Annotated in this window: 25 protein-coding genes and 1 riboswitch; of the genes, 9 read left to right on the forward strand and 16 right to left on the reverse strand. The window is 72.2% G+C overall.

The window, feature by feature from the left end; translation table 11 throughout:
• Positions 1-25: 25 nt before the first annotated feature.
• The 3 genes from AB0I91_RS17130 to AB0I91_RS17140 all read left to right on the forward strand — a co-directional run bounded on the left by AB0I91_RS17130 (position 26) and on the right by AB0I91_RS17140 (position 2,051).
• Positions 26-949, forward strand: coding sequence for an SPFH domain-containing protein (locus AB0I91_RS17130; RefSeq protein ID WP_498778386.1), 924 nt, complete (start codon positions 26-28; stop codon positions 947-949).
• Position 950: 1 nt separating this feature from the next.
• Entirely contained in the window at positions 951-1,166 is a 216-nt protein-coding gene (locus AB0I91_RS17135) for a type II toxin-antitoxin system antitoxin (protein WP_230572950.1), read from the forward strand.
• A gap of 114 nt (positions 1,167-1,280) precedes the next feature.
• A complete protein-coding gene (locus AB0I91_RS17140) occupies positions 1,281-2,051 on the forward strand; it encodes a VOC family protein (protein ID WP_498778433.1) in 771 nt (256 codons plus the stop codon).
• Here the strand turns inward: AB0I91_RS17140 and AB0I91_RS17145 are convergent.
• On the reverse strand, positions 2,020-2,832 hold the full coding sequence (locus AB0I91_RS17145) for a TSUP family transporter (RefSeq protein ID WP_498778385.1): 813 nt from the start codon (positions 2,830-2,832) through the stop codon (positions 2,020-2,022). The genes AB0I91_RS17140 and AB0I91_RS17145 overlap by 32 nt on opposite strands.
• 138 nt (positions 2,833-2,970) lie before the next feature.
• Between AB0I91_RS17145 and AB0I91_RS17150 the strand changes: the two genes are divergently transcribed.
• Entirely contained in the window at positions 2,971-5,250 is a 2,280-nt protein-coding gene (locus AB0I91_RS17150; RefSeq protein ID WP_498778384.1) for a glycoside hydrolase family 3 N-terminal domain-containing protein, read from the forward strand.
• Positions 5,251-5,379: 129 nt separating this feature from the next.
• The gene (rpsT, locus tag AB0I91_RS17155) at positions 5,380-5,640 is read left to right on the forward strand and encodes a 30S ribosomal protein S20 (protein WP_230572953.1); all 261 of its coding nucleotides are present in this window, start codon (positions 5,380-5,382) and stop codon (positions 5,638-5,640) included.
• 335 nt (positions 5,641-5,975) lie between these two features.
• Here rpsT and holA read toward each other — a convergent pair whose 3' ends face one another.
• Positions 5,976-6,959 (reverse strand): DNA polymerase III subunit delta, encoded by a 984-nt coding sequence (gene holA / locus AB0I91_RS17160; RefSeq protein ID WP_498778383.1) that lies wholly within the window; start codon positions 6,957-6,959, stop codon positions 5,976-5,978.
• Between the two features lie 97 nt (positions 6,960-7,056).
• A riboswitch (SAM riboswitch) is annotated at positions 7,057-7,172 on the forward strand.
• An 11-nt stretch (positions 7,173-7,183) separates the two neighbouring features.
• On the opposite strand from holA, the gene thrC reads away from it, so the two are divergent.
• The gene (thrC, locus tag AB0I91_RS17165; protein ID WP_498778382.1) at positions 7,184-8,446 is read left to right on the forward strand and encodes a threonine synthase; all 1,263 of its coding nucleotides are present in this window, start codon (positions 7,184-7,186) and stop codon (positions 8,444-8,446) included.
• A 168-nt stretch (positions 8,447-8,614) separates the two neighbouring features.
• On the opposite strand, the gene AB0I91_RS17170 is transcribed toward thrC, so the two are convergent.
• The 14 genes from AB0I91_RS17170 to AB0I91_RS17235 all read right to left on the reverse strand — a co-directional run bounded on the left by AB0I91_RS17170 (position 8,615) and on the right by AB0I91_RS17235 (position 21,407).
• Positions 8,615-8,863: a hypothetical protein gene (locus AB0I91_RS17170; RefSeq protein ID WP_499637440.1), complete on the reverse strand. Its 249-nt coding sequence runs from the start codon at positions 8,861-8,863 to the stop codon at positions 8,615-8,617.
• A 43-nt stretch (positions 8,864-8,906) separates the two neighbouring features.
• Positions 8,907-11,387, reverse strand: a complete 2,481-nt coding sequence (locus tag AB0I91_RS17175; RefSeq protein ID WP_499637442.1) for a DNA internalization-related competence protein ComEC/Rec2 — start codon at positions 11,385-11,387, stop codon at positions 8,907-8,909.
• Between the two features lie 945 nt (positions 11,388-12,332).
• Positions 12,333-13,058 carry a ComEA family DNA-binding protein gene (locus tag AB0I91_RS17180; protein WP_498778353.1) on the reverse strand — a complete coding sequence of 242 codons (726 nt, stop codon included), beginning with the start codon at positions 13,056-13,058 and terminating at the stop codon, positions 12,333-12,335.
• An 86-nt stretch (positions 13,059-13,144) separates the two neighbouring features.
• Complete coding sequence (locus AB0I91_RS17185; RefSeq protein WP_499610949.1) at positions 13,145-13,987, reverse strand: DegV family protein; 843 nt, start codon at positions 13,985-13,987, stop codon at positions 13,145-13,147.
• An 11-nt stretch (positions 13,988-13,998) separates the two neighbouring features.
• Entirely contained in the window at positions 13,999-14,730 is a 732-nt protein-coding gene (gene octT / locus AB0I91_RS17190) for a diglucosylglycerate octanoyltransferase (protein ID WP_499637444.1), read from the reverse strand.
• Positions 14,727-15,341 (reverse strand): histidine phosphatase family protein, encoded by a 615-nt coding sequence (locus tag AB0I91_RS17195; protein WP_498778350.1) that lies wholly within the window; start codon positions 15,339-15,341, stop codon positions 14,727-14,729. The genes octT and AB0I91_RS17195 overlap by 4 nt, the downstream gene beginning before the upstream one ends.
• Complete coding sequence (rsfS, locus tag AB0I91_RS17200) at positions 15,338-15,724, reverse strand: ribosome silencing factor (RefSeq protein ID WP_498778349.1); 387 nt, start codon at positions 15,722-15,724, stop codon at positions 15,338-15,340. Before rsfS ends, AB0I91_RS17195 begins: the two co-directional genes overlap by 4 nt.
• A gap of 69 nt (positions 15,725-15,793) precedes the next feature.
• A complete protein-coding gene (gene nadD, locus AB0I91_RS17205; RefSeq protein ID WP_498778348.1) occupies positions 15,794-16,387 on the reverse strand; it encodes a nicotinate-nucleotide adenylyltransferase in 594 nt (197 codons plus the stop codon).
• 196 nt (positions 16,388-16,583) lie between these two features.
• Positions 16,584-16,805: a ferredoxin gene (locus tag AB0I91_RS17210; protein ID WP_498778347.1), complete on the reverse strand. Its 222-nt coding sequence runs from the start codon at positions 16,803-16,805 to the stop codon at positions 16,584-16,586.
• A gap of 4 nt (positions 16,806-16,809) precedes the next feature.
• Positions 16,810-17,994, reverse strand: a complete 1,185-nt coding sequence (locus AB0I91_RS17215) for a cytochrome P450 (protein WP_498778346.1) — start codon at positions 17,992-17,994, stop codon at positions 16,810-16,812.
• A 119-nt stretch (positions 17,995-18,113) separates the two neighbouring features.
• A complete protein-coding gene (locus tag AB0I91_RS17220; RefSeq protein ID WP_499637446.1) occupies positions 18,114-18,344 on the reverse strand; it encodes a ferredoxin in 231 nt (76 codons plus the stop codon).
• The gene (locus AB0I91_RS17225) at positions 18,341-19,528 is read right to left on the reverse strand and encodes a cytochrome P450 (RefSeq protein ID WP_498778344.1); all 1,188 of its coding nucleotides are present in this window, start codon (positions 19,526-19,528) and stop codon (positions 18,341-18,343) included. Before AB0I91_RS17225 ends, AB0I91_RS17220 begins: the two co-directional genes overlap by 4 nt.
• A 56-nt stretch (positions 19,529-19,584) precedes the next feature.
• Entirely contained in the window at positions 19,585-20,145 is a 561-nt protein-coding gene (locus tag AB0I91_RS17230) for a TetR/AcrR family transcriptional regulator (RefSeq protein ID WP_498778343.1), read from the reverse strand.
• The gene (locus AB0I91_RS17235) at positions 20,142-21,407 is read right to left on the reverse strand and encodes a glutamate-5-semialdehyde dehydrogenase (RefSeq protein ID WP_499610940.1); all 1,266 of its coding nucleotides are present in this window, start codon (positions 21,405-21,407) and stop codon (positions 20,142-20,144) included. Before AB0I91_RS17235 ends, AB0I91_RS17230 begins: the two co-directional genes overlap by 4 nt.
• A gap of 141 nt (positions 21,408-21,548) precedes the next feature.
• Between AB0I91_RS17235 and AB0I91_RS17240 the strand changes: the two genes are divergently transcribed.
• The 3 genes from AB0I91_RS17240 (at position 21,549) to AB0I91_RS17250 (ending at position 24,674) form a co-directional block, all read left to right on the forward strand.
• A complete protein-coding gene (locus AB0I91_RS17240; RefSeq protein WP_499610937.1) occupies positions 21,549-23,627 on the forward strand; it encodes a RecQ family ATP-dependent DNA helicase in 2,079 nt (692 codons plus the stop codon).
• A 22-nt stretch (positions 23,628-23,649) separates the two neighbouring features.
• Entirely contained in the window at positions 23,650-24,183 is a 534-nt protein-coding gene (locus tag AB0I91_RS17245; protein WP_499610935.1) for a GNAT family N-acetyltransferase, read from the forward strand.
• A gap of 263 nt (positions 24,184-24,446) precedes the next feature.
• Positions 24,447-24,674, forward strand: coding sequence for a hypothetical protein (locus AB0I91_RS17250; protein WP_499637448.1), 228 nt, complete (start codon positions 24,447-24,449; stop codon positions 24,672-24,674).
• Positions 24,675-24,714: the final 40 nt, after the last annotated feature.

Below are 24,714 nucleotides of genomic sequence, written 5' to 3' on the forward strand. Positions count from 1 at the left end.
GCGATATGCGAACGAGGGGTGGAACATGGACGCGATGACGGACTTGGCGGTGCAGATGCCGACTCCGGTGGTCCGGGAGCGGGAGGCGCGCGCGGTCTCGGGGTGGGGCGTCTTCGGCGGCGCGGTGGTCGCGATGCTGCTGGGCGCGGCGGTGCTCGTCCTCAGCTTGATCCCGGGCGACGACGGGCCGAGCGGCCCCGGGATCGTGGGGGGCGCGCTGTTGATGGCGGGCAGCGGCCTCGCGGGCGCCGGGCTGTTCACCGTCGCGCCCGGCGAGTCGCGCGTGCTGCAGTTCGCGGGCCGCTACACCGGCACCGTCCGCCAGGACGGCCTGCGCTGGGCGAACCCGTTCACCACGAAGGTGAAGGTGTCGACCCGGATCCGCAACCACGAGACCGCGACGCTGAAGGTCAACGACGCGGACGGCAACCCGATCGAGATCGCCGCCGTGGTGGTGTGGCAGGTCGAGGACACCGCGCGGGCGAAGTTCGAGGTGGACGACTTCGTGCGGTTCGTCGGCATCCAGACCGAGACCGCGGTGCGGCACATCGCGACCAGCTACCCGTACGACAACCACGAGGAGCTCGGGCTGTCGTTGCGGGAGAACGCGGACGAGATCACCGAGACGCTGTCGGTGGAGATCGCGGCACGCGTGCAGTCCGCGGGCGTGAAGGTGATCGAGTCCCGGCTCACGCACCTGGCCTACGCTCCGGAGATCGCGCAGGCGATGCTGCAGCGCCAGCAGGCGGGCGCGGTGGTGGCGGCGCGGTCGCGGATCGTGGAGGGGGCGGTCGGCATGGTCCAGCTCGCGCTGGCCAAGCTCGCCGAGGAGGACGTGGTGGAACTGGACGAGGAGCGCAAGGCGGCGATGGTGTCGAACCTGCTGGTCGTGCTCTGCGGCGACCGATCCACCCAGCCAGTGGTCAACGCCGGGTCGCTGTACACCTGACGTGGCCGAGCGCAAGAGCGTCCTGCTGCGCCTCGACCCGGCGGTGCACGACGCGCTGACGAGGTGGGCGAACGACGAGCTGCGCAGCACCAACGCGCAGATCGAGTTCCTGCTGCGCCGAGCGCTCGCCGAAGCCGGCCGCCTGCCCACCGGCGCGGCCGACCAACCCAGGCGCGGCAGGCCCCGCAAGAGCGACGGGGACGGCTCGACCGGATGACCGACGCCGTCGGTGCGGACCCAGCGCACCGACGGCGTTCGCGCGCCACCCGGTCGGGCAGTGATCAACTCGCGGAGCGTGACGGCTGGTGCGACTGTTGACCAGGTGAGCGAGATGGACGCCCCGTACCCGCCAGGAACACCCGCGTGGGTGGACATGATGACCACCGACCGTGAAGCCACCATGGAGTTCTACGGCGGACTGTTCGGCTGGGACTTCGAGATCGGCGGCCCGGAGACCGGGCACTACACGATGGCCCTGGTGCGCGGCCTGCCCGTGGCGGGCTTCGGCGAGATGCCGTCGGACGTGATGTTCCCCGTGGTGTGGACGACCTACCTGGCCACCGACGACCTGGACGAGTCGGTGGAGAAGCTGAACGCCAACGGCGGCAAGGTGCTCGTGCCGGAGTTCGACACCGGCGGACCGGGGCGCGGCGCGATCGCGGTGGACCCGTACGGCGCGGCGTTCGGGCTCTGGGAGGCGGGCACGCACATCGGCGCGTACGTGGTGAACGAACCCGGCTCGGTGGTGTGGAACGAGCTGGCCACCCGCGACCCGTTCGGCGCGGCGGAGTTCTACCAGCAGGTGTTCGACGTGGGGCTGGACCCGCTGCCGGACTTCCCGTACACGCAGCTGCGGGTCGAGGGCCGCGCGGTCGCGGGCGTGTTCGGGATGGCCAACGAGATCCCCGCCGAGATCCCGCCGCACTGGATGACCTACTTCGCGGTGGCCGACGCCGACGCGGCGGCACGCCGGGTGGACGAGCTGGGCGGCGTCACGGTCGGCGACGTGGTCGAGTCGCGGTTCGGCCGGTTCACCACGGTCGGCGACCCGATGGGCGCGACGTTCCGGGTCATCCAACCGCCGCCTTCCACCCCAGACTGACCACGAGCGCCACCACGACGGTGAGGAACACCCGGCGCACGAACGCCGAGCCGCGCCGCACCGCCAGGCGCGCGCCGAACACCGCCCCGGTCACGTTGCACAGCGCGAGCACCAGACCCAAGCCCCACAACACTTTTCCGGCCGGGATGAAGTACAGCAGCGCGCCCAGGTTCGTGGCCACGTTCACGACCTTGGCCGTGGCCGACGCGCGCAGGAACGCGAACCCGACCAGGCCCACGAGCAGGAACACCAGGAACGCGCCCGTGCCCGGACCCGCCAGGCCGTCGTAGAAGCCGATCAACGCCCCGCCCGCGGCCATCACGGCGATCTGCGCGAAGCGGGTGAACCTCGGCGCCTCGGCCACCCCCAGCTCCGGCTTGCGCCACGTGTAGAGGCCGACGCCGACCAGCGCGACGAGCACCACGCCGTTGAGCACGCCGGGCGCCAGCGCCCCGGCGAACGCCGCACCGGCCACCGCGCCCGCGAACGCGGCCGACGCCATCGGCAACGCCGAGGACCAGTCGATCGTGGTCTGCCGGGAGTAGGTCCGCACCGCCGCCGCCGTGCCGACCACGGAGGCGATCTTGTTGGTGGCCAGCGCGTAGAGCGGCTGGCCGCCGGGCGCGATCAGCAGCAGCGCGGGCAGCTGGACCAGCCCGCCGCCGCCAACCACCGCGTCGACCGCGCCCGCGACGAGGGCGGCCAGGCAGAGGAACAGCAGGGCGGCGAGCGAGATGTGCCCGAAGCCGGGCCAGTCGAGTGCGGCGGTCACACGGCACATGAAACAAGACGGGCGTACTGCATTTCACCCCTTACCGCGGTGGGAGCGCTCCCAGAATGGGCCGTTCAGCCCTGTTGTGGGCCGATTCACACAGGGAGGGTGTTCGCGGGTGTTCCCCGATCGACCTGGAGGTTCTCGGTGTTGAGATCCCGCAAGCGGACCGCGGTCGCCGCGCTGGTCACGCTGGCCCTGTTGGTCACCGGCGCGCAAGCCAGCGGCGTGATGGAGCCCGCCGGGCAGGGCTACCAGGACGCCCGGGCGCCGGTCGACCGGCGCGTCGACGACCTCCTCAAGCGCATGACGCTCGAGGAGAAGGTCGGCCAGATGACCCAGATCCGGCTGGGCAAGCTGCGCGGCAACTGCGAGTGGAACCCCGGTCCGCTGCGCGAGGACTGCATGAAGGCGGTGCTGGAGGACGCGAAGGTCGGCTCGATCCTCTCCGGCGGCGGCGACGCGCCCAACCCGAACACGCCCCGCGCGTGGGCGGAGATGACCAACGCCATCCAGAAGTACTCGCTGGACCACAGCAGGCTGCGGATCCCGCTGATCTACGGCGCGGACGGCGTGCACGGTCACTCGAACGTGCTCAGCGCCACGATGTTCCCGCACCAGATCGGCCTCGGCGCGACGTGGAACCCGGAGCTGCAGGAGCAGCTCGGCAAGTCCACCGGTCGGGCGATGCGGGCCACCGGTGTGTTCTGGAACTTCGCGCCGGTGTCCGACATCGCGCGTGACACCCGCTGGGGGCGGTACTACGAGACCTACAGCGAGGACCCGGTGCTGGCCGGCGCGCTGGCCGCGGCGAACGTGCGCGGGCAGCAGGCCGACCCGACCGACGGCACGGCGAAGCTGACCGCGACCGCCAAGCACTTCGCGGGCTACTCGGAGCCGTTCAACGGCCACGACCGCGCGCCCGCCCAGCTGCCGATCCGGTACCTCCAGGACACCGTGCTGCCCGCGTTCCAGCCGCAGTTCGACGCGGGCGTCGGCACCGTGATGATCAACTCCGGTGCGGTCAACGGCGTGCCCGCGCACGCCTCGAAGTACCTGCTGACCACCCAGTTGCGCGACCGGATGGGTTTCCGGGGCGTGGCGATCACCGACTGGGAGGACATCCGGTTCCTGGTGGACCGCTACCACGTGGCGGCGGACTACGAGGAGGCCATCGCGATGGCCGTGAACGCGGGCGTCGACATGGCGATGGAGCCGTCGGACGCGGCCGGGTTCACTGCCGGGCTGCTGGCGGGCGTGCGGAGCGGTGCGATCCCCGGCAAGCGGATCGACCAGGCCGTGCGGCGGATCCTGAAGCTCAAGTTCGAGCTCGGGCTGTTCGAGAAGCCGTTCGTCGACGTGGAGAAGGCCGACGCGATCGTGAACGGCGCGGACCGGGCGCTGGCCCGTCAGGCGGCGGCGGAGAGCGCGGTGCTGCTGCGCAACGACGGCGTGCTGCCCCTGTCGACCGGCGTGGGCAAGCTCGTGGTGACCGGTGACGCGGCCGACTCCGCGGCCAGGCAGCTCGGCGGCTGGTCGGTCGGCTGGCAGGGCGTGCCGGACTCGTCGCCGATGCCGCCCACGGTGACCGTGCTGCAGGGCATCAAGGCCGCCGTGCCGTCGGCGAACGTGGTCGGCGCGGCCACGCAGGCCGACGCGGTGGCGCAGGCGGGTGACGCCGACGCGGTGGTCGTCGTGCTCGGTGAGGACCCGGGCGCGGAGGGTGAGGCGGACACCGAGGAGCCCGCGCTGACCGCTGCGCAGCAGGGCCTGGTGGACGCGGTGCGGGCGACCGGCAAGCCGGTGGTCGTCGTGCTGCTGACCGGCCGGCCGCAGGTGCTCGGCACGGTGGCCGACGCCCCGGCGCTGGTCGCGGGCTGGCTGCCCGGCTCCGAGGGCGGCGGCGCGATCGCCGACGTGCTGTTCGGCGCGGTGAACCCCAGCGGCAGGCTGCCGGTGTCCTGGCCGAAGTCGGTCGGCGACCAGCCGTTCTCCTACGACCAGGTGCGCGGCGCGAACACCGCGCCCAGCTCCGGGTACGACCCGGCGTTCGCGTTCGGGCACGGCCTGTCGTACACGACGTTCACCACGTCCGCGCCGACGCTGAAGTCGACGGAGGTGCGGCGGGACGGCCAGGTGAAGGTGTCGGTGACCGTGGCCAACACCGGTGGGCGTGACGGCACGCTCGTCGTGCCCGTGTACGTGCACCAGCCGGTGAGCAAGGTGCTCACGCCGCCGCAGCGCCTGGTCGGCTTCACGCGGGTGGCGTTGAAGGCCGGTGAGCAGCGGGCGGTCGAGGTGACGTTCGACGTGCAGCGGCTCGCGGTGACGGCGGGCGACATGGACGCGTCGGGCAAGCCCGAGGTCGCCAGGGGCGGCTACGAGGTCGTGGTCGGCGACGGGAGGGCTCGATTCACGGTGCGGTGAGCTGCCCTGATAACCTTCTCGGTCGTACCCGCGCGGCATTCCGCTGTGGAGGAAGACCGCCCCTTCGCGGGGGCGGAGCCGGTGACAAGCGCGGTGCGACTCCGAGACCGAGGAAAAGGTGGCTTTCGCGTGGCGAACATCAAGTCCCAGATGAAGCGGATCAAGACGAACGAGAAGGCGCGCCTGCGCAACAAGGCCGTCAAGTCGTCCCTCAAGACCGCCATCCGCAAGTTCCGTGAGGCCGCCGAGGCCGGTGACAAGGAGAAGGCCGTCGCGCTGGCGCAGGACGCGTCCCGCAAGCTCGACAAGGCCGTCTCCAAGGGCGTGATCCACGCCAACCAGGCCGCCAACAAGAAGTCGGCGCTGGCGCGGCGCGCCAACCAGATCTGATCTGGTCTTCACGCCAAAGCGCCGCCCACCCCCGCGCGGGGTGGGCGGCGCTTTCGTGTGCGGCCGACCACTGACCACCGCCCCAGCCACCACCGCCCCGACCAGCACCGCTCGCCCAGCCAGCCACCAGGCCACCGGCCGCTCAGCCGCTGACTTCCCGGCCCTCAGCCAGTACCGCCCACCCCGCCGCGAACCACTTGGCCGCCAGCCGTCAGCCACCTGGCCGCCAGGGTCCAGCGCCGGCCACCAGCCACCCAGCCGCCCGATCCCCCAGCCTCCGGATCCCCAGCCTCCGGATCCCCGACCGCCCGACCGTGCGATCCCCCAGGCCTCCGTCAGCGGCGGCCGTGGGCGGCGACGATCTTCAGCACGGCGCGTTCCAGGGCGTAGCCCGAGTCGGCGGCGGCGCCCTTGACGTCGGCGTTCAGGTCCGCGACCACCGTCATCGCGGCTGCCAGCCCTCGGTCTTCCCAGCCACGCGACTGGCCTTGGGCCTTCTTCACCTTCCACGGCGGCATGCCGAGTTCGCCCGCCAGCTTGAACGGGTCGCCCCGGCCCACCGCGGACACCCGCGCGATCGTGCGCACCGCGTCGGCCAGGGCATCGGCGACCAAGACGTGCGGCACGCCGAGCTGGATCGCCCACCGCAACGCCTCCAGCGCACCGGCCCGATCACCCATCACGGCCTTCTCCGCGACCGCGAACCCGGTCACCTCGGCCCGCCCGCGGTGGTAGCGGCGGACCGCCTCGGCGTCCACCTTGCCGCCCGTGTCGGCGACGAGCTGCGACGCCGCCGCCGCCAACTCGCGCAGGTCCGACCCCACCGCCTCGATCAGCGCCGCCACGGCCTCCGGGTCGGCCTTGCCGCCGCCCGCCGCGCGGATCTCGTTGCGCACGAACGCTTCCCGGTCCGCCGCCTTGGTGATCTTGGGGCACTCGGTCACCCGGGCGCCTGCCTTGCGCAGCGCCGCGGGCAGGTCCTTGGCCGCCTTGCTGCGCCCGCCGCCACTGTGGACGACCACCACCGTCACCCCGTCCGCCGGGGCCTTGGCGTAGCCGATGACCGCGTCGGCGATCTCCTTGCCGCACTCCTGCGCGGCCTCCAGCGCGACCACCCGTCCCTCGGCGAACAGCGACGGGCTCACCAGTTCCGCCAGCTCAGGCGGGGTGAGATCGGTCACGCGGACGCGGGTCAGGTCGGCCTGCGGATCGGCTTTCCGCGCCGCGGCCAGCGCACCGCGCACCGCGCGCTCGACCAGCAACTCCTCCTCGCCGAGGATCAGGTGCACGGCGTCGGGCATGTCAGCGGGCGCACTCACGGGCGCGATCCTCCCACGGGTGGCAGACGTCCGGATGGTGGACGTCGCTGGCTGAGGGTCGGGATCGTGACGTAAGTTGAAGCCCACAACTGAATACCGCTCATCCAGAGGGGCAGAGGGATCGGCCCGAAGAAGCCCCGGCAACCCGTCGCACAGCGTCCGCTGGCGACCACGGTGCCAATTCCGACCCGCGGTGCGCGGGAAAGATGAGGAGATACCTCGCGATGACTGCTGTCAGTGTGCCCTCGGCCACCACCTCCTTCGACCTCGGTCCTGCCCGCGCGCTGTCGTGTCGCGAATGCGGCCACGAGACGCCGCTCGCCGCCGAATACGCCTGTCTGGAGTGTTTCGGGCCGCTGGAAGTGGCCTACGACTTCGGCCGGATCCGTCGCGAGGACATCGAGGCGGGCCCCCGGTCGATCTGGCGCTACCGCGGCCTGCTCCCCGTGCCGACCACCGTCGAGTCTCACCCCAACACCAACCCCGGCGGCACCCGCCTGATCGAGGCCGACCGCCTCGCCAAGGCCCTCGGCGTGCGCAAGGTGTGGGTGAAGGACGACACCGGCAACCCGACCCACTCGTTCAAGGACCGCGTGGTCGGCGTCGCCCTCGCCGCCGCCCGCGAACTGGGCTTCAAGGTCCTGGCCTGCCCGTCCACCGGCAACCTGGCCAACGCCGTCGCCGCCGCCGCGGCCCGCGCGGGCTGGGAGTCCGTGGTCCTGGTGCCCTCCACGCTGGAGCGGGCGAAGATCCTCATGACCGCCGTCTACGGCGGCAACCTGATCACCGTCGACGGCAACTACGACGACGTGAACCGGCTGGCGCAGGAACTGGCCGCCGAGCACGAGGACTGGGCGTTCGTCAACGTCAACGTCCGCCCCTACTACGCCGAGGGCTCCAAGACGCTCGGGTACGAGGTCGCCGAACAGCTCGGCTGGCGGCTGCCCGACCAGATCGTGGTGCCCATCGCGTCCGGCTCGCAGTTGACGAAGGTCGACAAGTCCTTCCGCGAACTGGGCGACCTCGACCTGGTCGAGCAGACCCCGTACCGCGTGTTCGGCGCGCAGGCCACCGGCTGCTCCCCCGTCTCGGCCGCCTTCAAGGCGGGCCACGACGTGGTCAGCCCGGTCCGCCCGGACACCATCGCCAGGTCGCTGGCGATCGGCGCCCCCGCCGACGGCCCCTACGTGCTGGACGCCGTCCGCCGCACCAACGGCGCGATCGAGGACGTCACCGACGAGGAGGTCGTCGAGGGCATCCGCCTCCTGGCCCGGACCGAAGGCATCTTCGCCGAGACGGCCGGCGGCGTCACCGTCGCCACCGCGAAGAAGCTCATCGAGACCGGCCAGCTGGACCCGGACGGCGAGACCGTGCTCCTGATCACCGGCGACGGCCTCAAGACCCTGGACGCCCTCGGCGACCGCGTCGGCCCCCGCGCCAACGTCCCGCCGTCGGCCGAGGCCGTCCTGAAGGCCCTTCAGGACTGACCCGTATCGCCCGTTCCCGCCTGGGGTCGGACCGCGGTTTCCGGTCCCAGGCGGTACGGCGACGGTCGGTCCGGGCGGTCGGTCCGGGGCGCGGTAGCTACGGCGGCGGTCGGCTCAGTGCCGGGCGGCTTCTCCGCTTCACCGACGCCTTCCCGTCCGCGGTCGTGGTCACAAGGCGATCCTGGAGGAGCGCAGCCACCCGGTCCGGGGGAAGGCGGTCAGCTCGGGCAGGACGTGCGGGCCGACCGGTTCGGTGACCACGCGCCAGGCGGTGAGCATCTGCGGCCAGGGCCGTGTCGCCTTCTCCTGGTTGTAGCGCTCGGCGTGCCACTCCTCCGGCGGTATGGCGAGGTCGGCGTCGAACAGGCCGTCGGCGATCAGCCGGTAGGCGGTGTCCGCCGAGGGGACCTGCGCCAAGCGGATCACGCCGGTGGCCGTTGCCCTGGCGACGATTCCGCGTTCACCGCTGGGCAGCTCCTCGCACACGTAATACGTGAACGCGGGCCGGAGCTCGTCGCTCGGCCAGGGTTGGGCGGTGTAGCCGGGCTGCCACAGCGCCCACGCCAGCGCCCGGTTGCCGCCTTGCGGCGACCAGCCGGAGTGCAGTCGGATCCAGACGTCGTTCCTCATCGTTCTCCCCTTGTCCGTTGTCGGGTTGGCCGCCGCTCCTGCGGGCGACCCGCGGCCCGTCCGGGCCGGCCAGGACGGCGGTGTCGCCGTCCCGGTCCGTGCGCAGCACCAGCGCGCCTCGGCTCGTCAACGCGTCGACCACCACCCCGCTGGGGTGGCCGTAGCGGTTGCCCGCGCCGACGCTCACCAACGCGATCCGCGGCCGGACCGCCGCGAGGAACGCCGGTGACGAGTACCGCGACCCGTGGTGCGGCACTTTGAGCACGTCGGCCCGCAGGTCCACGTGCCCACCGAGCAGGTCCGCCTGCCCGGCCAGCTCGATGTCTCCGGTCAGCAACACCCGCCCGGCCGCGGTGGAGGCCCGCAGCACCAGCGACGCGTCGTTGACCGCCGTGTTCGTGTCCGTCCCGCGCACGGGGTCCGCGCGCGGGCCGAGCACGTCGAGCTCCAGACCCGGCCAGCTCAGCCGCTGCCCGGCGCCCAGCTCGACCAGGCGGACCCCGGCCGTCCACGCCCGTTCCCTCACCTCCTCCCACGCCCACTCCGGTTCCCGCGACGGCCCCACCGCCACCGCGCCCACAACCCGCTCAGCCAGCACCGCGGCCAACCCGCCGACGTGGTCGGCGTGCAGGTGGCTGAGCACCACCAGCGGTATGCGCCGCACCCCGAGCCGACGCAGGCACGACAGCACCGGCACCGGGTCCGGCCCCGCGTCGACCAGCACCGCCCGGTCGCGCTCGGCGGTGGCGAGGACCACCGCGTCGCCCTGACCCACGTCACAGGCCACGACCGACCAGCCGGGCACCGGCCACCCCGGCGCGACCACGTTCAGCGGCACGACCACCACCACCGCGCCGACGACGGCCGCCACGACCAACGTCCGCACCCGGCGCAGCCTGGCGATCGCGTAGCCGAGCACCAGCACCCCGGCCAGCAGCAGCCCGCCGACCCAGCCGCCGGGCCACCCGACCGCCGCGCCGGGCACGGCCGCCGCGTGCCGGCCGACCGTGATCAGCCAGCTCACCGCCGGACCGGCCACCTCGACGACCAGTCGTGCCGTCGGCTCGTGCACCTGCGCCAGCACGGCGGCCAGCACCCCGAGCACGGTGGCCGGGGCCACGACCGGCGCGGCCAGGAGGTTCGCCACCACCGCGACCAGGCTCACCTGGCCGGAGAGCCCGGCGACCAGCGGCGCGGTGGCCAGGTTCGCCGCCACCGGCACCGCCAACGCCTCGGCGAAACCCACCGGGACGCCGCGCTCCTTCATCGCGGCGGCCCACCTCGGCGCGAGCAGCACCAGCGCCGCCGTCGCCACCACCGACAGCCCGAACCCCGGCTCGGTGGCCAACTCCGGGTCGTAGAGCACCAGGACCACCACCGCGGCCGCGAGCGCCGGCAACGCCGACCGCTCCCGACCCAGCACCAGCGCGAGCAACGCCACCGCGCCCATCACGGCGGCCCGCAACACGCTCGGCTCCGGCCCGGCCAGCACCACGAATCCGACCAGCGCCGCCATCGCACCCGCCGCGCAACCACGCGGACCGACCCGCAGCAGCCTCAGCAGCAACAGGACCGCGCCGCAGAGGATCGCCAAGTTCGCACCGCTGACCGCGAGGACGTGGGCGAGACCCGCCGTGCGGAACTCCTCGATCACCCTGGGTGGGAGGCCGGAGGTGTCGCCGACGACGAGCGCGGGCAGCAACCCGGCCGGTTCGGGGTTGAGCGCGGTGCTCGCGTTCCGCAGTCCGGCCCGCAGGTCCTCGGCGACCCGCTGCCACACCGGCGCTTCGGTCACGTCCTGCGGCGGCCCGCGAACCCGCAGCACCGCGACCGTCAGCTCCCCTTCGCGAGGAAGCGCGAGGGTGCCGCGCGCGGTGACCCGTTGGCCGGGCAGGAGGTCCCGCCACTGCGCCGCCGGGGCCAGCACGGCGATCCGGCCGCCGCCGTCGAGCGATCCGCGCACCAGCACCAGGTCGACCCCGCTCGCCCTCGAGCCGAAACCGCTGGTGCGCAAGCCGTGCGGCCGGTTGTCTAGTTCGAAGTGGACAGTGGTGGGCGTGCCCCGCTCCGCCGCGACCCGCAAGGGATGGTGGGCCGCCCCGTGAACCTGGGCACCGATCCAGCACGCCGCCACCGGACCCGCGACAGCCACCGCCACCGCTGCCGGTCGCCACCGGCGCAAGGCCAAGCCGCCGATCACGGCAGCGACCAGACCGACCACGAGCGCGGCCCACCACGCCCACAACAGGCCGGCCAAGGCCGTCGCCCACACCGCCAGCGCGGCAGGGACCAGATACGCACGAGGACTCACGACCTCACCCCCGAAGTAGGGCACGGAGAAGGAAGGGGAACTACGGAGAAAGACGGCAGTCAGGCCGGCACCCGCGCCACCCGCCACGCCAAGCGCAGCCCGATGAGCGCCCTAGCCCAGGACGCGTATGCGGGTGGGACGCCCAGGCCGTTTGTGCGGTTAGGACCAGGTGCCACACGGGACCTGCGCCCGTGCCCGGGAACCCACGGCTGAGTTCAGAGAGGACTGGCAGCGGCAAGTCCACCCGCCTCCGAAGTGGCCGGACGAAGGCTGGTGCCACACCACCTGTGCCGCGCGGCCGAGTGCCCGGTGGTCATCGGCCCGAGTTCGTTCGGGAATGGAGCGGCCCGACGGACAACCTGCCCTCACCCGTCCGGAGCGCGTGTGGGCGGAGCTGCACGCGCCCTCGAACCGAAGGCCCAGGGTTGGCAGAGGCCCGGACCAGGTGCGGATGAGCCGCCCTACGGGCCAGAGCCGAGCCGCAAGGGACCGCGGTGGCCGAGCTGAAGGTGGAGGTCAGCAGTGGCCTGAGGGCGGTGGTCTGCCGAGGACGCCACGGCCCAGGGTATGTGGGCTCATAGGTCCGTGCCTTGGTTAAGGGCAGGCCGCCGAGAGTCGAGGTAAGTGCGGCACGTCCTGGTCGGAGAAAGGAGTCGGCGGGTGGGTTGTGGTGCGGTGGGGGTCGGGTGAGCGGGTCACGAGGTCACCCACCGGAACCTGGACAAGGTGGTGAGGCGGGAACCGGTGGTGCGGGAGGTGCGGAGAACGCGGAGGACGCGGTTCAGGAGTTGGTGGGTGCGGTGGTGGTCGGAGTGGTTGCGGTGCGGCGGATTGGGCGGTGGGTGGTGGTTCGTTGTGTGGGGATTCACGGCGTTGGGACGCATGGCGGTCTCCGAGTGGTGTCGAGGTGACGGCGGGGGTGCGGGGGTGCGGGGTGTCAGGCGGTCAAAGGCGGACGAGGTCGCGGAGTTTGGCCAGCTTCGCGTCGCCGATGCCCTCGATCTCGCCCAGTTGGTCCAGGGACGTGAACGGGCCGCGTTTCTGCCTTCGGTCGACGATGCGCTGTGCGGTCACCGGGCCCACGCCGGGCAGGGTGTCCAGCTGGTCCTTGGTCGCGGTGTTCAGGTTCAGCGGCTCGGTGGTCGTGCCGGCCTGTTGCGGTACGGCGATGCCGACGGCGATCTGCTCGCCGTCGGCGACCTTGCGGGCGAGGTTCAGCGGGGTCAGGTCGGCGCCCGGGTTGGCGCCGCCCGCCGCTTGCAGCGCGTCGGCCACCCTGGCGCCGTTCGGCACGGTCACCAGGCCGGGGGTGGGCACCAGGCCGACCACGTTGACGACCAGTTGCTCCTCGGTGCGGGTGACGACGGCGGCCTCCGCCACCGGGAGGTCCGGTGGGCTCTCCGGCACGGGGCGCTCCCACCACAGGGCCAGGGCGACCACCAGCGCCACGCCGGCCATCACGCCCGCGAGCAGGATTCTGCGGCGGTGTGGGACGGCTGGTTCGGGCAGCCATCGGTGCAAGAGGCGGCGCAGAGGGGTGGGCGGGCCGGCGCGGCCGTCGGACGAGACGAAGACCAAGGTCTCGGCGTCCGACGCGCGGTGTCTGCCCCGCTCCTGGGAGATGAGGGCCTTCAGGCGGGCGGTCGTGGTTTCCGGGTTCTTGTCGAACATGGGCTCGACGTTAGGCCGGGTGGAGCAGGGGGTGGGGAGGGAGTTCTCGATCTGTGGATAACTGGCTGAATGATGGATAAGGAGAGCTAGGACACCCCTCCGGGCAGCACCACCACACCCAGCACACCGGGGCCCGTGTGCGCGCCGATCACGGCTCCGACCTCGGAAATCAGGCAGCCGGTCGAACCGGGCACGCGTTCGTCCAGCAACGTCGCCAGCTCCGCCGCGCGTTCCGGCGCGGCGAGGTGGTGGACAGCCAGGCCGACCGGCCCGGAACCCGCCGCCGACGCGGCCAGGTCGACCAGCCGGCCGATCGCCCGCCCCATCGTGCGCACCTTCTCCAGCGGCACGATCCGACCGTCGTCCACGTGCAACAACGGCTTCACCGCCAGCGCGGTGCCCACCAACGCGGCGGCGGCGCCGATCCGCCCACCCCGCCGCAGGTGGTCGAGCGTCTCCACGCAGAAGAACATCCTGACCCGGGCCGCAGCGGCCACCGCGGCTGCCTCCGCGCACTCCGCATCACCACCCGCGGCGCACGCGGCCAGCGCGGCGAACCCCAACCCCATGCCCGTGGCCCGCGAGTCGACCACCCTGATCCGGCTCGGGTCGACCTCCTCCGCGGCCAACCGCGCGGCCTCCCACGTGCCCGAAAGGTCACGGGACAGGTGCACGGAGACGATCTCCTCCGCGCCCTCCGCCAACGCGGACCGGTACACCTCGGCCAGCTCGCCCGGCGTCGGCCGGGACGTGGTCACCCGGCGGTGCTCGCCCAACGCGGCGGCCAGCTCGGCCGGCCCGAAGTCCACCCCGTCCAGCCTGCTGCGACCGTCCACGGCCACGTGCAGCGGCACGACCCGGACGCCGTGCCGCTCGGCGAACCCCTCGGGCAGGTACGCCGTGGAGTCGGTGACGATCGTGGTGGACACGAGTGCCGAGACTACGGCTCCGCCGCACCCGAGTGGCCGACCGCCACGGACCTGATCAGTTCCGCCATGGCCCGCCCGACCAGCTCGTGCCCCTCCCAGCCCCAGTGCATGCCGTCCGGGTTGCCGAGCCGTGACCGAAGGTGCTCGCCCACCAGCGGCGGCACGTCCAGCAGCGGCACGCCCGCGCCACCCGCCCACTCACGCAGCGCGCGCTCCCCCGCCGCACGCCCGCTGTGCACACCGGCGTACGCAGCCGAACAGTGCACCGAGGGCGTCATCCCGACCACCCTGATACCGGGCTGCAGCGCACGCACCGCGCACACCGAGTCGTTCAGGTACCGCACGGTCAAGCGAGGCGGCAGCGCCACCGGGTACCCGCAGAACGCCTGCGACAGCACCGGCTGCAACGTCCGGTACCCGGCCCGCGCCCGCCGCCGCAGCCCGTCCGGCCGCAGGTAGCGCAGGCCCTGCCGCAGGTAGGTCGGCAACGGCGACGGCAGCGTGTCCATGTGCCCCACTGCCAGCACCAACACGTCCGTGCGGGGCAGGAGCGACCACACCCGCGGGTCACCCGTCAACGACCACCAGGCGTCACGCGCCGTCCAGCCGAACCCCGCCGCCAGCTCCGCGTGCCCGCCCAACGCCGACGCCGCGACGTTCGGCCACAACCGGGGGTGATCGGCGGGCAACGGCCCCTGCGGACCGTGGAACGAGAGCGAATCGCCGAGGACGAGCAGTCTCACCGGGTGATTCCGGCGTTGTACGACGACAGCCGCCACCTGCCGTCGCCGTGCGGCCGGCGGGTGAACACGGTCCAGTGGCAGTTGCCGATACCGCCCAGCAGCGCCCAGCGGTCGACCGGCAGCTCCAGCAACCTCCCGGTCAACGCGCTGATCAGGCCGCCGTGCGCGCACAGCATGACCGTGCCGGAGAACTCCGCGTCCACGTCGGCCACCACGGCGAGCGCGCGCTCGGCGACCTCCACGCGCGTCTCGCCGTCCGGCGGCGACAGGGTGCCGTCGGCACGCCACAGGTCCAGCGCGCCCGGCCACTCCACCTCGATCTCGGTCGAGGTCAGCCCCTGCCACTTGCCCAGGTGCGTCTCGCGCAACCGTTCGTCGACGCGCAGGTCGACGCCGGTCGCGTCGGTGAACACCGTGGCGGTGTCCCGGGCGCGGCGCAGGTCGGACGCGACCACCAGCTCGGGCTCGAACCCGGCGAGCACCGGCACCGCGAACCGCGCCTGGTTCCACCCGGTCTCGGTCAGCGACGAGTCCAGGTGGCCCTGCATGCGGCCGGTCGCGTTGTAGTCGGTCTCACCGTGCCGCCACAGCACGAGCCGGTTCAGGGTCATGCCTCGGCGACCTCGTCGGCCGGCGGCCCGGCGTCGAACTCGATGCGCGGGCAGTCCTTCCACAGCCGCTCCAGGCCGTAGAAGGTGCGCTCCTCCGCGTGCTGGACGTGCACGACCACGTCCACGAAGTCCAGCAGGACCCAACGACCTTCGCGCGCGCCCTCACGGCGGACCGGCTTGCGGCCGGCCTCGCGCAACTTCTCCTCGACGCCGTCCACGATCGCGCCGACCTGCCGCTCGTTCGCGGCGGAGGCGATCACGAAGCAGTCCGTGATCACCAGTTGGTCGGACACGTCGAGCACGATCACGTCGTGCGCTTTCTTGTCGGCCGCCGCGTTAGCGGCGACCAGCGCCAACCGTCGTGCCTCGTCGGTGGCTGCCACGTCACTCCTCATCACACCGGCGGACGCCGTTACGCCCGCACGAGTCAATGAGGGTACCGGCGTCCCGGCTCAGTCCGGCATCGAGTAAAGCCGACGCTTGCTTATGTATTGGACGACACCATCCGGCACGAGGTACCAGACGGGCAGCCCGGAGGCGGTCCGGGCCCGGACGGCGGTCGACGAGATGGCCATCGCGGGCACCTCCACCAGCGACACCGCGCCCGGCGGCAGGTGCGTGTCGACCAGCTCATACCCCGGTCGGGTGACGCCGATGAAGTGGGCGAGGTCGAACACGTCGTCCGCACGCCGCCACGACAGGATCTGCTCCAACGCGTCCGCGCCGGTGATGAAGAACAGGTCCGAGTCCGGGTGCCTGGCCTTGAGGTCGGTGAGGGTGTCGACGGTGTACGTCGGCCCGGGCCGGTCGATGTCCACCCGGCTGACCGAGAACCGCGGGTTGGACGCGGTGGCGATGACCGTCATCAGGTACCGGTCCTCGGCGGCGCTGACCTCGCGCTCGCTCTTCTGCCAGGGCTGGCCCGTCGGCACGAAGACGACTTCGTCGAGGTCGAAGCGGGCCTGGACCTCGCTGGCCGCGACCAGGTGGCCGTGGTGCACCGGGTCGAAGGTGCCACCCATGACGCCGATCCGCCGGTTCGACATGGGAGGTGAGCCTAGTTCGGGTGGTGCGCGGGCGGCCGGTCGCTCCCCGAAAGGCCGCCCGCGCACTCGTCCCCCGGTCGCGGCCCTGGGGGAGTGGGCCGCATCCGCGGATCGCGCGGCCCACCCCGAATCAGGGCCGCACGACAGAGGAACGCGCACGTCAGGCGGCTATGACGCGATTGGCGGAACTTTTTTCCTAGACCTGGGGCGCGAGCACCGTGCCGTCGGACGAACGCACCAGGATGGCCTCCATCGGGCACGACTCCGCCGCGTCCACGACCGCGTCGTCCGGCTCGACCTCGGGCTTCACCGGCGTGGCGGTGCCGCCGTCCAACCGGAAGTGGTCCGGCGCGATCGACGTGCACATGCCCGTCCCCATGCACGTGGCCCGGTCGACTTCGATCGTCCACTCGCTCATCGGTCTACCACCTCACCAGTAGTCGTTCGGGGCCTCGCACCAGTCTGCCCTTCTTGAACACCACGTCGTCGGCCAACTCCAGGTGCGGGAACCTATTGAGCAAGGTCGAAATGCAGACCTGCAACTCCATCCTTGCCAAGGGCGCGCCGATGCAGTGGTGCACGCCGTGACCGAACGCGAAGTGCGGGTTGTGCTCGCGGTGGAAGTCCAGCTCATGGGGGTTGCGGAACACCGCGGGGTCGCGGTTGGCCACGAGCCCGTCCACGAACACCGCCTCGCCGGCGCGGACCGTCACGCCCGACAGCTCCACGTCGGCGGTGGCGATCCGGGGGAAGCCGGGCGCGCCGGACAGCTTCGTGATCCGCAGCAGCTCCTCCACGGCGGCCGGCACCAGCGACGGGTCGGCGCGCAGCTCCGCCAGCCGCTCCGGGTGGGTGAGCAGCTGGTAGACGAAGTTGCCGATCTCGCTGCCGGTCGTCTCGTGACCTGCGATGAGCAGCGTGACGCCGAACGAGACCAGCTCCTCCTCGGTGAGCCGGTCGTCGTTGTCGTGCGCGTGCACCAGCACGGTGAGCATGTCGTCGGCCGGGTTCTCGCGCTTGTCCTCGACCAGCTCGCGGATGTAGGCGCGCAGCGACGCCGCCGCGGCCTCGATCTCGGGCACGGTGAACGCGGTGATCGCCACCGCCGCGTCCGACCACTCGCGGAACTTGGCCCGGTCCAGCGCCGGCACGCCCAGCATCTCGCTGATGAGCGTGATGGCCACCGGCATGGCCAGGGCGTCGACCAGGTCGGCGGGCGGTCCCTGCGCCTCCATGTCGTCCAGCAGGCCGTCCACGATCTGCTGAGCGCGCTCACGCAGCTGACCGGTGCGACGGGCGGTGAACGCCTTGGCCAGGATCCGGCGCAGCCTCGTGTGCTCCGGCGGGTCCATGCTCAGGATGGTGGTGATGCCCGGCACCTCGGGCATGGTCCGCGGCGGGTCGTAGTCGGCGTCCATCACCGGCGCGCGGCTGAACCTCGGGTCGGCCAGCACGACCTTGGCATCGGCGTAGCGGGTGACCAGCCAGGCTTCACGGCCGTACGGCAGGCGCACGCGGGCCACCGGCTCGTCCCGCTGCAGTTCCAGGTAGGTCTCGTTGACGACGAGGTCGTCGGGTTCGGGGAACGGGTAGGGCCGGGCCGCCATCGCAAACCCCCACTGCCAGTGATCACTTGCACCCGACAGTAGGTACCTCGCCCGGCACGCGGGACGTGCTCCGCAACGCCGCTACGGCTTTCACCGGCGGCGCTGCGGAGCACCGTCCGCTAGGGCTGGGGCGCGAGGACCGCGCCGTCCGCCGAACGCACCAGGATCGCCTCCATCGGGCACGACTCGGCGGCGTCCACGACCGCGTCGTCCGGCTCGACCTCGGACTTCACCGGCGTGGCCGTGCCGCCGTCCAGCCGGAAGTGGTCCGGCGCGATCGACGTGCACATACCCGTCCCCATGCACACACTCCGGTCGACCTCGACCGTCCACTGGGTCACCGGTGTCACCAGGCCACGGGCAGGGCCTGCGGGCCGCGGATGAGCCGGCCCTTCTTGAACGTCACGTCACCGTCCAGCCGGAGCAGCGGGAACCGCTTGAGCAGGGTGCCGATGGCGACCTGCAGCTCCATCCGGGCCAGGGGCGCGCCGATGCAGTGGTGCGCGCCGTGGCCGAACATGATGTGCGGGTTGTGCTCGCGGTGGAAGTCCAGCTCGTGCGGGTTGGAGAACACCGACGGGTCGCGGTTGGCCGTGACGTTGTTGACGAACACCGCCTCGCCCGGCTTGATCGTCACGCCGGACAGCTCGACCTCGGCGGTCGCGATCCGGGGGAAGCCCGCGGAGCCGCCGAGCGCGGTGAACCGCAGCAGCTCCTCGATCGCGGCGGGCACCAGCGACGGGTCGGCCCTCAGCTCGCCGAGCCGCTCCGGCCGGCGCAGCAGCAGGAAGACGAAGTTGCCGATCTGGTTCGCGGTGGTCTCGTGCCCCGCCACCAGCAACGTCACACCGAACGAGATCAGCTCCTCCTCGCTGAGCCGGTCCTCGTTGTCGCGTGCGGCGATCAGCACGGAGAGCATGTCGTCGGCGGGCTCGGCGCGCTTGCGCTCGATCAGCCCGGAGATGTAGCTCCGCAGCGCCTGGGTGGCCGCCATGATCTCTTCATGGGTGAACGCGGTGATCGCCACCGCACCCTCCGACCAGGCGCGGAACTGGCTCCGGTCCTCGAACGGCACGCCGAGCATCTCGCAGATGATCGTGATGGGCAGCGGCATGGCCAGCGACTCGACCAGGTTCGCGGGCGGACCCTGCGCCTCCATGTCGTCCAGCAGGCCGTCCACGATCTCCTGGGCGCGCTCGCGCAACTGCTCGGTGCGCCGCGCCGTGAACGCCTTCGCGACCAGCTTGCGCAGCCGGGTGTGGTCCGGCGGGTCCATGCTCAGGATGTTCGTGTCGGTCGGCATCGTCGGCAGCGTGCGGGGGACGTCGGCGCCCGGCTCCATCACCGCCGCTCGGCTGAACCTCGGGTCCGCCAGCACGGTCTTGACGTCCTCGTAGCGGGTCGCGAGCCAGCCCTCGCCGCCGTAGGGCAGCCGCACCCTGGCCACCGGCTCGTCCCGTTGCAGCTCGAAGTAGGTCGGATTGATCTCGAGGTGGTCGAGTTCGGCGAACGGATAGGCCCTGGTCTCCATCATCTACCCCCATGTAAGCACTCGCTTACATCCGACAGTAGGGAGGCCGTCACGGACCGTCAACCGGGTTCGGTGTGTTCCAGCAGGACGGACGCGGCTCGCGTCACCAGGGCCGTGACCGTGGCGGCGTCGGCGTCCGCGAGGGGCTGTTTGCCGAACACGCTGCGCAGCACGCCGATGCCCACCACCCACGCCAGGACGAGGTCCGCGCGCAGCTCCGCGTCCTCCGCGTCCGTAAGGGACGACAGAGCGCGCGCGTACTCCTCCCCCAACTGCCGCCGCACGACCTCCGCCGCCGAGTCGTGGTGCGAGGACCGCAGCACCGCGTACAACGGGTGGTCCTCGCGCCTCGGCTTCTCCTCCATCATCCGCAGCAGCACGTTGCGCAACAGGTGCTCGACGGGCGAGTCCTCCAGCAGCGCACGGCTCTGCGTGGCCAGCACGGTCGCGAACAAGGCGTCCTTGCTGCCGTAGTAGCGGAACAGCAGGGCCTGGTTCACGCCCGCGAGGCTCGCGATGTCACGCACCGTGGTGCGGTCGAACCCGCGCTCGCCGAACAGCTTCGTGGCGGCATCCAGCAACGCCGCCTTGGTCGCGGCGGCGTCCCGGGGCCTGCTCACGACCTCGGCCGGACGTGCCCCTCGCCCCAGACCACCCACTTGGAGGAGGTCAGCTCGGCCAACCCCATCGGGCCGCGGGCGTGCAGCTTCTGGGTGGAGATGCCGATCTCCGCGCCCATGCCGAACTCGCCGCCGTCGGTGAACGCGGTGGACGCGTTGACCATGACCGCCGCCGCGTCGACCCTGGTGGTGAACCGGCGGGCCGCGGCGAGGTCGCTGGTCACGATCGCCTCGGTGTGGCCGGAACCGTGCGCGGCGATGTGCTCGATGGCCTCGTCGATCGAGCCGACCACGCGGGCGGCGATGTCCAGCGACAGGTACTCGGTGTCCCAGTCCTCGTCGGTGGCGGGCTGGACGCGGGGGTCGGCGGCGAACCGCTCGTCGCCGTGGATGGTGACGTTCTCGGCCTTGAGGGCGTCGGTGATGCGGGGCACGAACTCGTCCGCGATCGCGGCGTGCACCAGCAGCGACTCGGCCGCGTTGCACACGCTCGTGCGCCGGGTCTTGGAGTTGAGCACGATGCGCTGCGCCATGTCGAGGTCGGCGCTCGCGTCCACGTACACGTGCACGTTGCCGACGCCGGTCTCGATGGCCGGCACGGTGGCCTGCTGCACGACGGCGTTGATCAGGCCCGCGCCACCGCGCGGGATGACCAGGTCGACCAGGCCGCGCGCGGTGATCAGGTGGGTGACCGAGGCGCGGTCGTGGCACGGCAGCAGCTGCACGGCGTCCGCGGGCAGGCCCGCGGTCTCCAGCGCGTCGCGCAGGATCGCGACCAGCGCGGTGTTCGAGTGCTCGGCGGTGGACGAGCCGCGCAGCAGGGCCGCGTTGCCGGACTTCAGCGCCAGGCCGGCCGCGTCCACGGTGACGTTCGGGCGGGCTTCGTAGACCATGCCGACCACGCCCATCGGGACGCGGACCTGCTTGAGCTCGAGGCCGTTCGGCAGGATCGAGCCGCGCAGCACCTCGCCGATCGGGTCCGGGAGGCCGGCCACCGTCTCCAGGCCCTGGGCCACGCCGTCGATGCGGGCCTCGGTGAGCGTGAGGCGGTCGAGCAGGCCCTGGTTCAGCCCCGCGGCCCTGCCCGCTTCGAGGTCCTTGGCGTTGGCCTCCAGCACCTCGGTGGCGCGGGTGCGCAGCGCGGTGGCCATCTCGTGCAGTGCGGCGTCCTTGCTCTCACGGGTGGCGAGGACGAGCTCGTTGGCGGCGACACGGGCGCGCCGGGCCGCGGCGTGCACCTGTTCGCGCAGGTCATCAGTCACGCCGTCCAGCCTACGGTCACCCGGTCGTGGCTGTCTTCGAGGTTCCCGAGGATCGGACGGCCGTCCACGATCGAGTGAAGCTGCGGCCGGGACCGTCGCACAGGTGTCCGTCTTGTCGGGGCCGTCTGCCACTGTGTCGGCATGGACGACAGCGCGTTGCGGGAACTGGCCGAGGAGCGGCTGAGGGCTTTGGCGGGCCCTCAGGCCGTGCTGCGTGACGACCAGTGGACGGCCATCCACGCGCTGGTGTCCGAACGGCGGCGGGCGCTGGTGGTGCAGCGCACGGGGTGGGGCAAGTCCGCCGTGTACTTCATCGCCACGGCGTTGCTGCGGTCCCTGGGCGAGGGGCCGACGGTGATCGTGTCACCGTTGCTGGCGTTGATGCGCAACCAGGTCGACGCGGCCGCGCGGGCGGGCGTGCACGCGGCGACGATCAACTCGGCCAACACCGACGAGTGGCAGGACGTGCAGGACCGGGTGGCGTCCGGTGACGTGGACGTGCTGCTGGTGTCGCCGGAGCGGTTGAACAACCCGGACTTCCGGGACACGGTGCTGCCGTCGCTGACCGCGTCGGCGGGGCTGCTGGTGGTGGACGAGGCGCACTGCATCTCCGACTGGGGTCACGACTTCCGGCCGGACTACCGGCGGCTGCGGACGTTGCTGACCGAACTGCCGGCGGGCGTGCCGGTGCTCGCCACCACGGCCACGGCCAACGACCGGGTGGTGCGGGACGTGGCCGACCAGCTCGGGCTGGGCGCGGGCACGGACACGCTGGTGCTGCGCGGGCCGCTGGACCGGGAGAGCCTGCGGCTGTCCGCCGTCCGGCTGCCCACCGCCGAGGCGAGGCTGGGGTGGCTGGCCGAGCGGCTGGCGCAGCTGCCCGGCTCGGGGATCATCTACACGCTCACGGTGGCGGCGGCGGACGACGTGGCGGCGTTCCTGCGCGAACGCGGCTACGAGGTGACGTCGTACTCGGGCCGCACCGACCCGGCCGAGCGCCAGCGGGCCGAGGAGGACCTGCTGGCGAACCGCGTCAAGGCGCTGGTGGCGACGTCCGCGCTGGGCATGGGGTTCGACAAGCCGGACCTGGGGTTCGTGGTGCACCTCGGCGCACCGCCCTCCCCCATCGCCTACTACCAGCAGATCGGCCGCGCGGGACGTGGGGTGGAGCGGGCCGAGGTGCTGCTGCTGCCCGGTCCGGAGGACAAGGACATCTGGGCGTACTTCGCGTCGCTGGCGTTCCCGCCGGAGCACGTGGTGCGGCAGGTGCTCGACGTGCTGCCGGCGGAGCGGGCGATGTCGACGGCGGCGCTGGAGCCGATGGTCGAGCTGTCGCGCACCCGGCTGGAAGTGGTGCTGAAGGTGCTCGACGTGGACGGCGCCGTGCGGCGGGTGCGCGGCGGGTGGGTGTCGACGGGGCAGCCGTGGTCCTACGACGCCGAGCGGTACGAGCGGATCGAGGCGGCGCGGCGGGTGGAGCGGCAGGCGGTGCTGGACTACCTGGCCACCGACGGCTGCCGCATGGAGTTCCTGTTGCGGCAGTTGGACGACCCGCACGCGGCGCCGTGCGGTCGGTGCGACAACTGCACGGGGCAGCGGCCGTCGGAGGAGGTGTCGGACGTGGCGGCGTCGGCGGCGCGGGAACGGCTGCTGCGGCCCGGCGTCGAGGTGGAGCCGCGCAAGATGTGGCCGACCGGGATGGCGGCGGCCGGGGTGTCGTTGTCCGGGAAGATCCCGGCGGGCGAGCTCGCGGCGACGGGGCGGGCGTTGGGGCGGTTGACCGACATCGGCTGGGGCAACCGGTTGCGGTCGTTGTTCGCCGAGGCCGACCAGGAGATCCCCGAGGACGTGTTCGCCGCGTGCGTGAAGGTGTTGTCCGCGTGGAAGTGGGCGGAACGGCCGGTGGGCGTCGTGACGGTCGGGTCGCGGAGCAGGCCCGCGCTCGTGGGCAGCTTCGGGCAGCGGATCTCGACGGTGGGGCGGCTGCCGCTGCTCGGGCAGGTGTGGCTGGGCGAGGCGGCGCGCCGGGCCAACAGCGCGCAGCGGCTGGCGGGGCTGGTGCGCGAGACCGACGTGCCGGAGCTGTCCGGTGTGGACGGTCCGGTGCTGCTGGTCGACGACCAGGTCGACACGGGGTGGACCATGACGGTCGCCGCCCGGCTGCTGCGGCGGGCGGGTGCGTCGGCGGTGCTGCCGTTCGCGTTGGCGGTGACGGCGTGACGGAGGAGGTGGGGACGACGGGGTGAGACTCACGACGGAACGGTTGGTGCTGCGGCCTTTCACGGCGGCCGACGCGCCCGCGTTCGCCGCGTACCGGTCCGATCCGGACGTGGCCAGGTACCAGGGTTGGGAGACGCCGTTCTCCTTGGCGCAGGCCGAGGAGTTCGTGCGGGAGGTCGCCGCGGCCGACCCGACCGCACCGGGCTGGTACCAGTTCGCGGTCGAGGCGGACGGGGTGCTCGTCGGCGATGTCGGCGTGGGTCTGCACGAGAACCGGATGCAGGCCGACATCGGGTACACGCTGGCGCCCGCGCACCAGGGGCGCGGGTACGCGTCGGAGGCCGTGCGACGGGTGTTGGCCTACTTGTTCGAGGTACGAGGGCTGCACCGGGTGGCCGCCGAGTGCGACGCCCGCAACGTGAGGTCGGCGCGGTTGCTGGCCAGGCTCGGTTTCCGCCAGGAGGGACACCGGGTGCAGAGCACGTGGGCGAAGGGAGAGTGGACGGACGACCTGCTGTTCGGCCTCTTGGCCACCGAATGGCGGGCGGCACGGTGACGCGGACCAGCGGTGTCGGGTCGGCGCAGGTCCTGGTGTCGGCGAAATCTTCAGGGTTCGACCCGCGATCCTCGGGGGCGGGCTCGTAACCCTCGGGGGTGGATCGGCAACCCATGGGGACGGGCTGGCAACCCATGGGGGTGTGCCGGCGATCCTCGGGGGTGGACTGGCGATCCTCGGGGGTGGTGGGCCTGACCCCCGATCAAAAGTTCGCGGTGTCGAGGGCTGGCGCATCGGGGGGTGGTTCGCGGCACATTGTGCCCATGCTGGAAATGCTCATCGCCGGAACGGCGCCGGTGACGATCCCGATCGTGGCCATCACCGCCTGGCTACTGATCGCCTTGCGCGGCACCACACCCGCGCAGCGCCCCAAGATCATTCGGGCGCTGGCCCACTTCGTCATGGCGTTGGTCTCGGCCTTCCGCACCGCGCGGGGCGGTGCAGTGGGACCGAGAGGCGGGCCGCGGCGAGGTGGGGACGGAATTCGGTGAAGGATCTACCGACTTCAGCGGCTTTGTGGTTGTGTCCAAC

It is taken from the genome of Actinosynnema sp. NPDC049800, from assembly GCF_040656635.1.
Classification (GTDB): domain Bacteria; phylum Actinomycetota; class Actinomycetes; order Mycobacteriales; family Pseudonocardiaceae; genus Actinosynnema.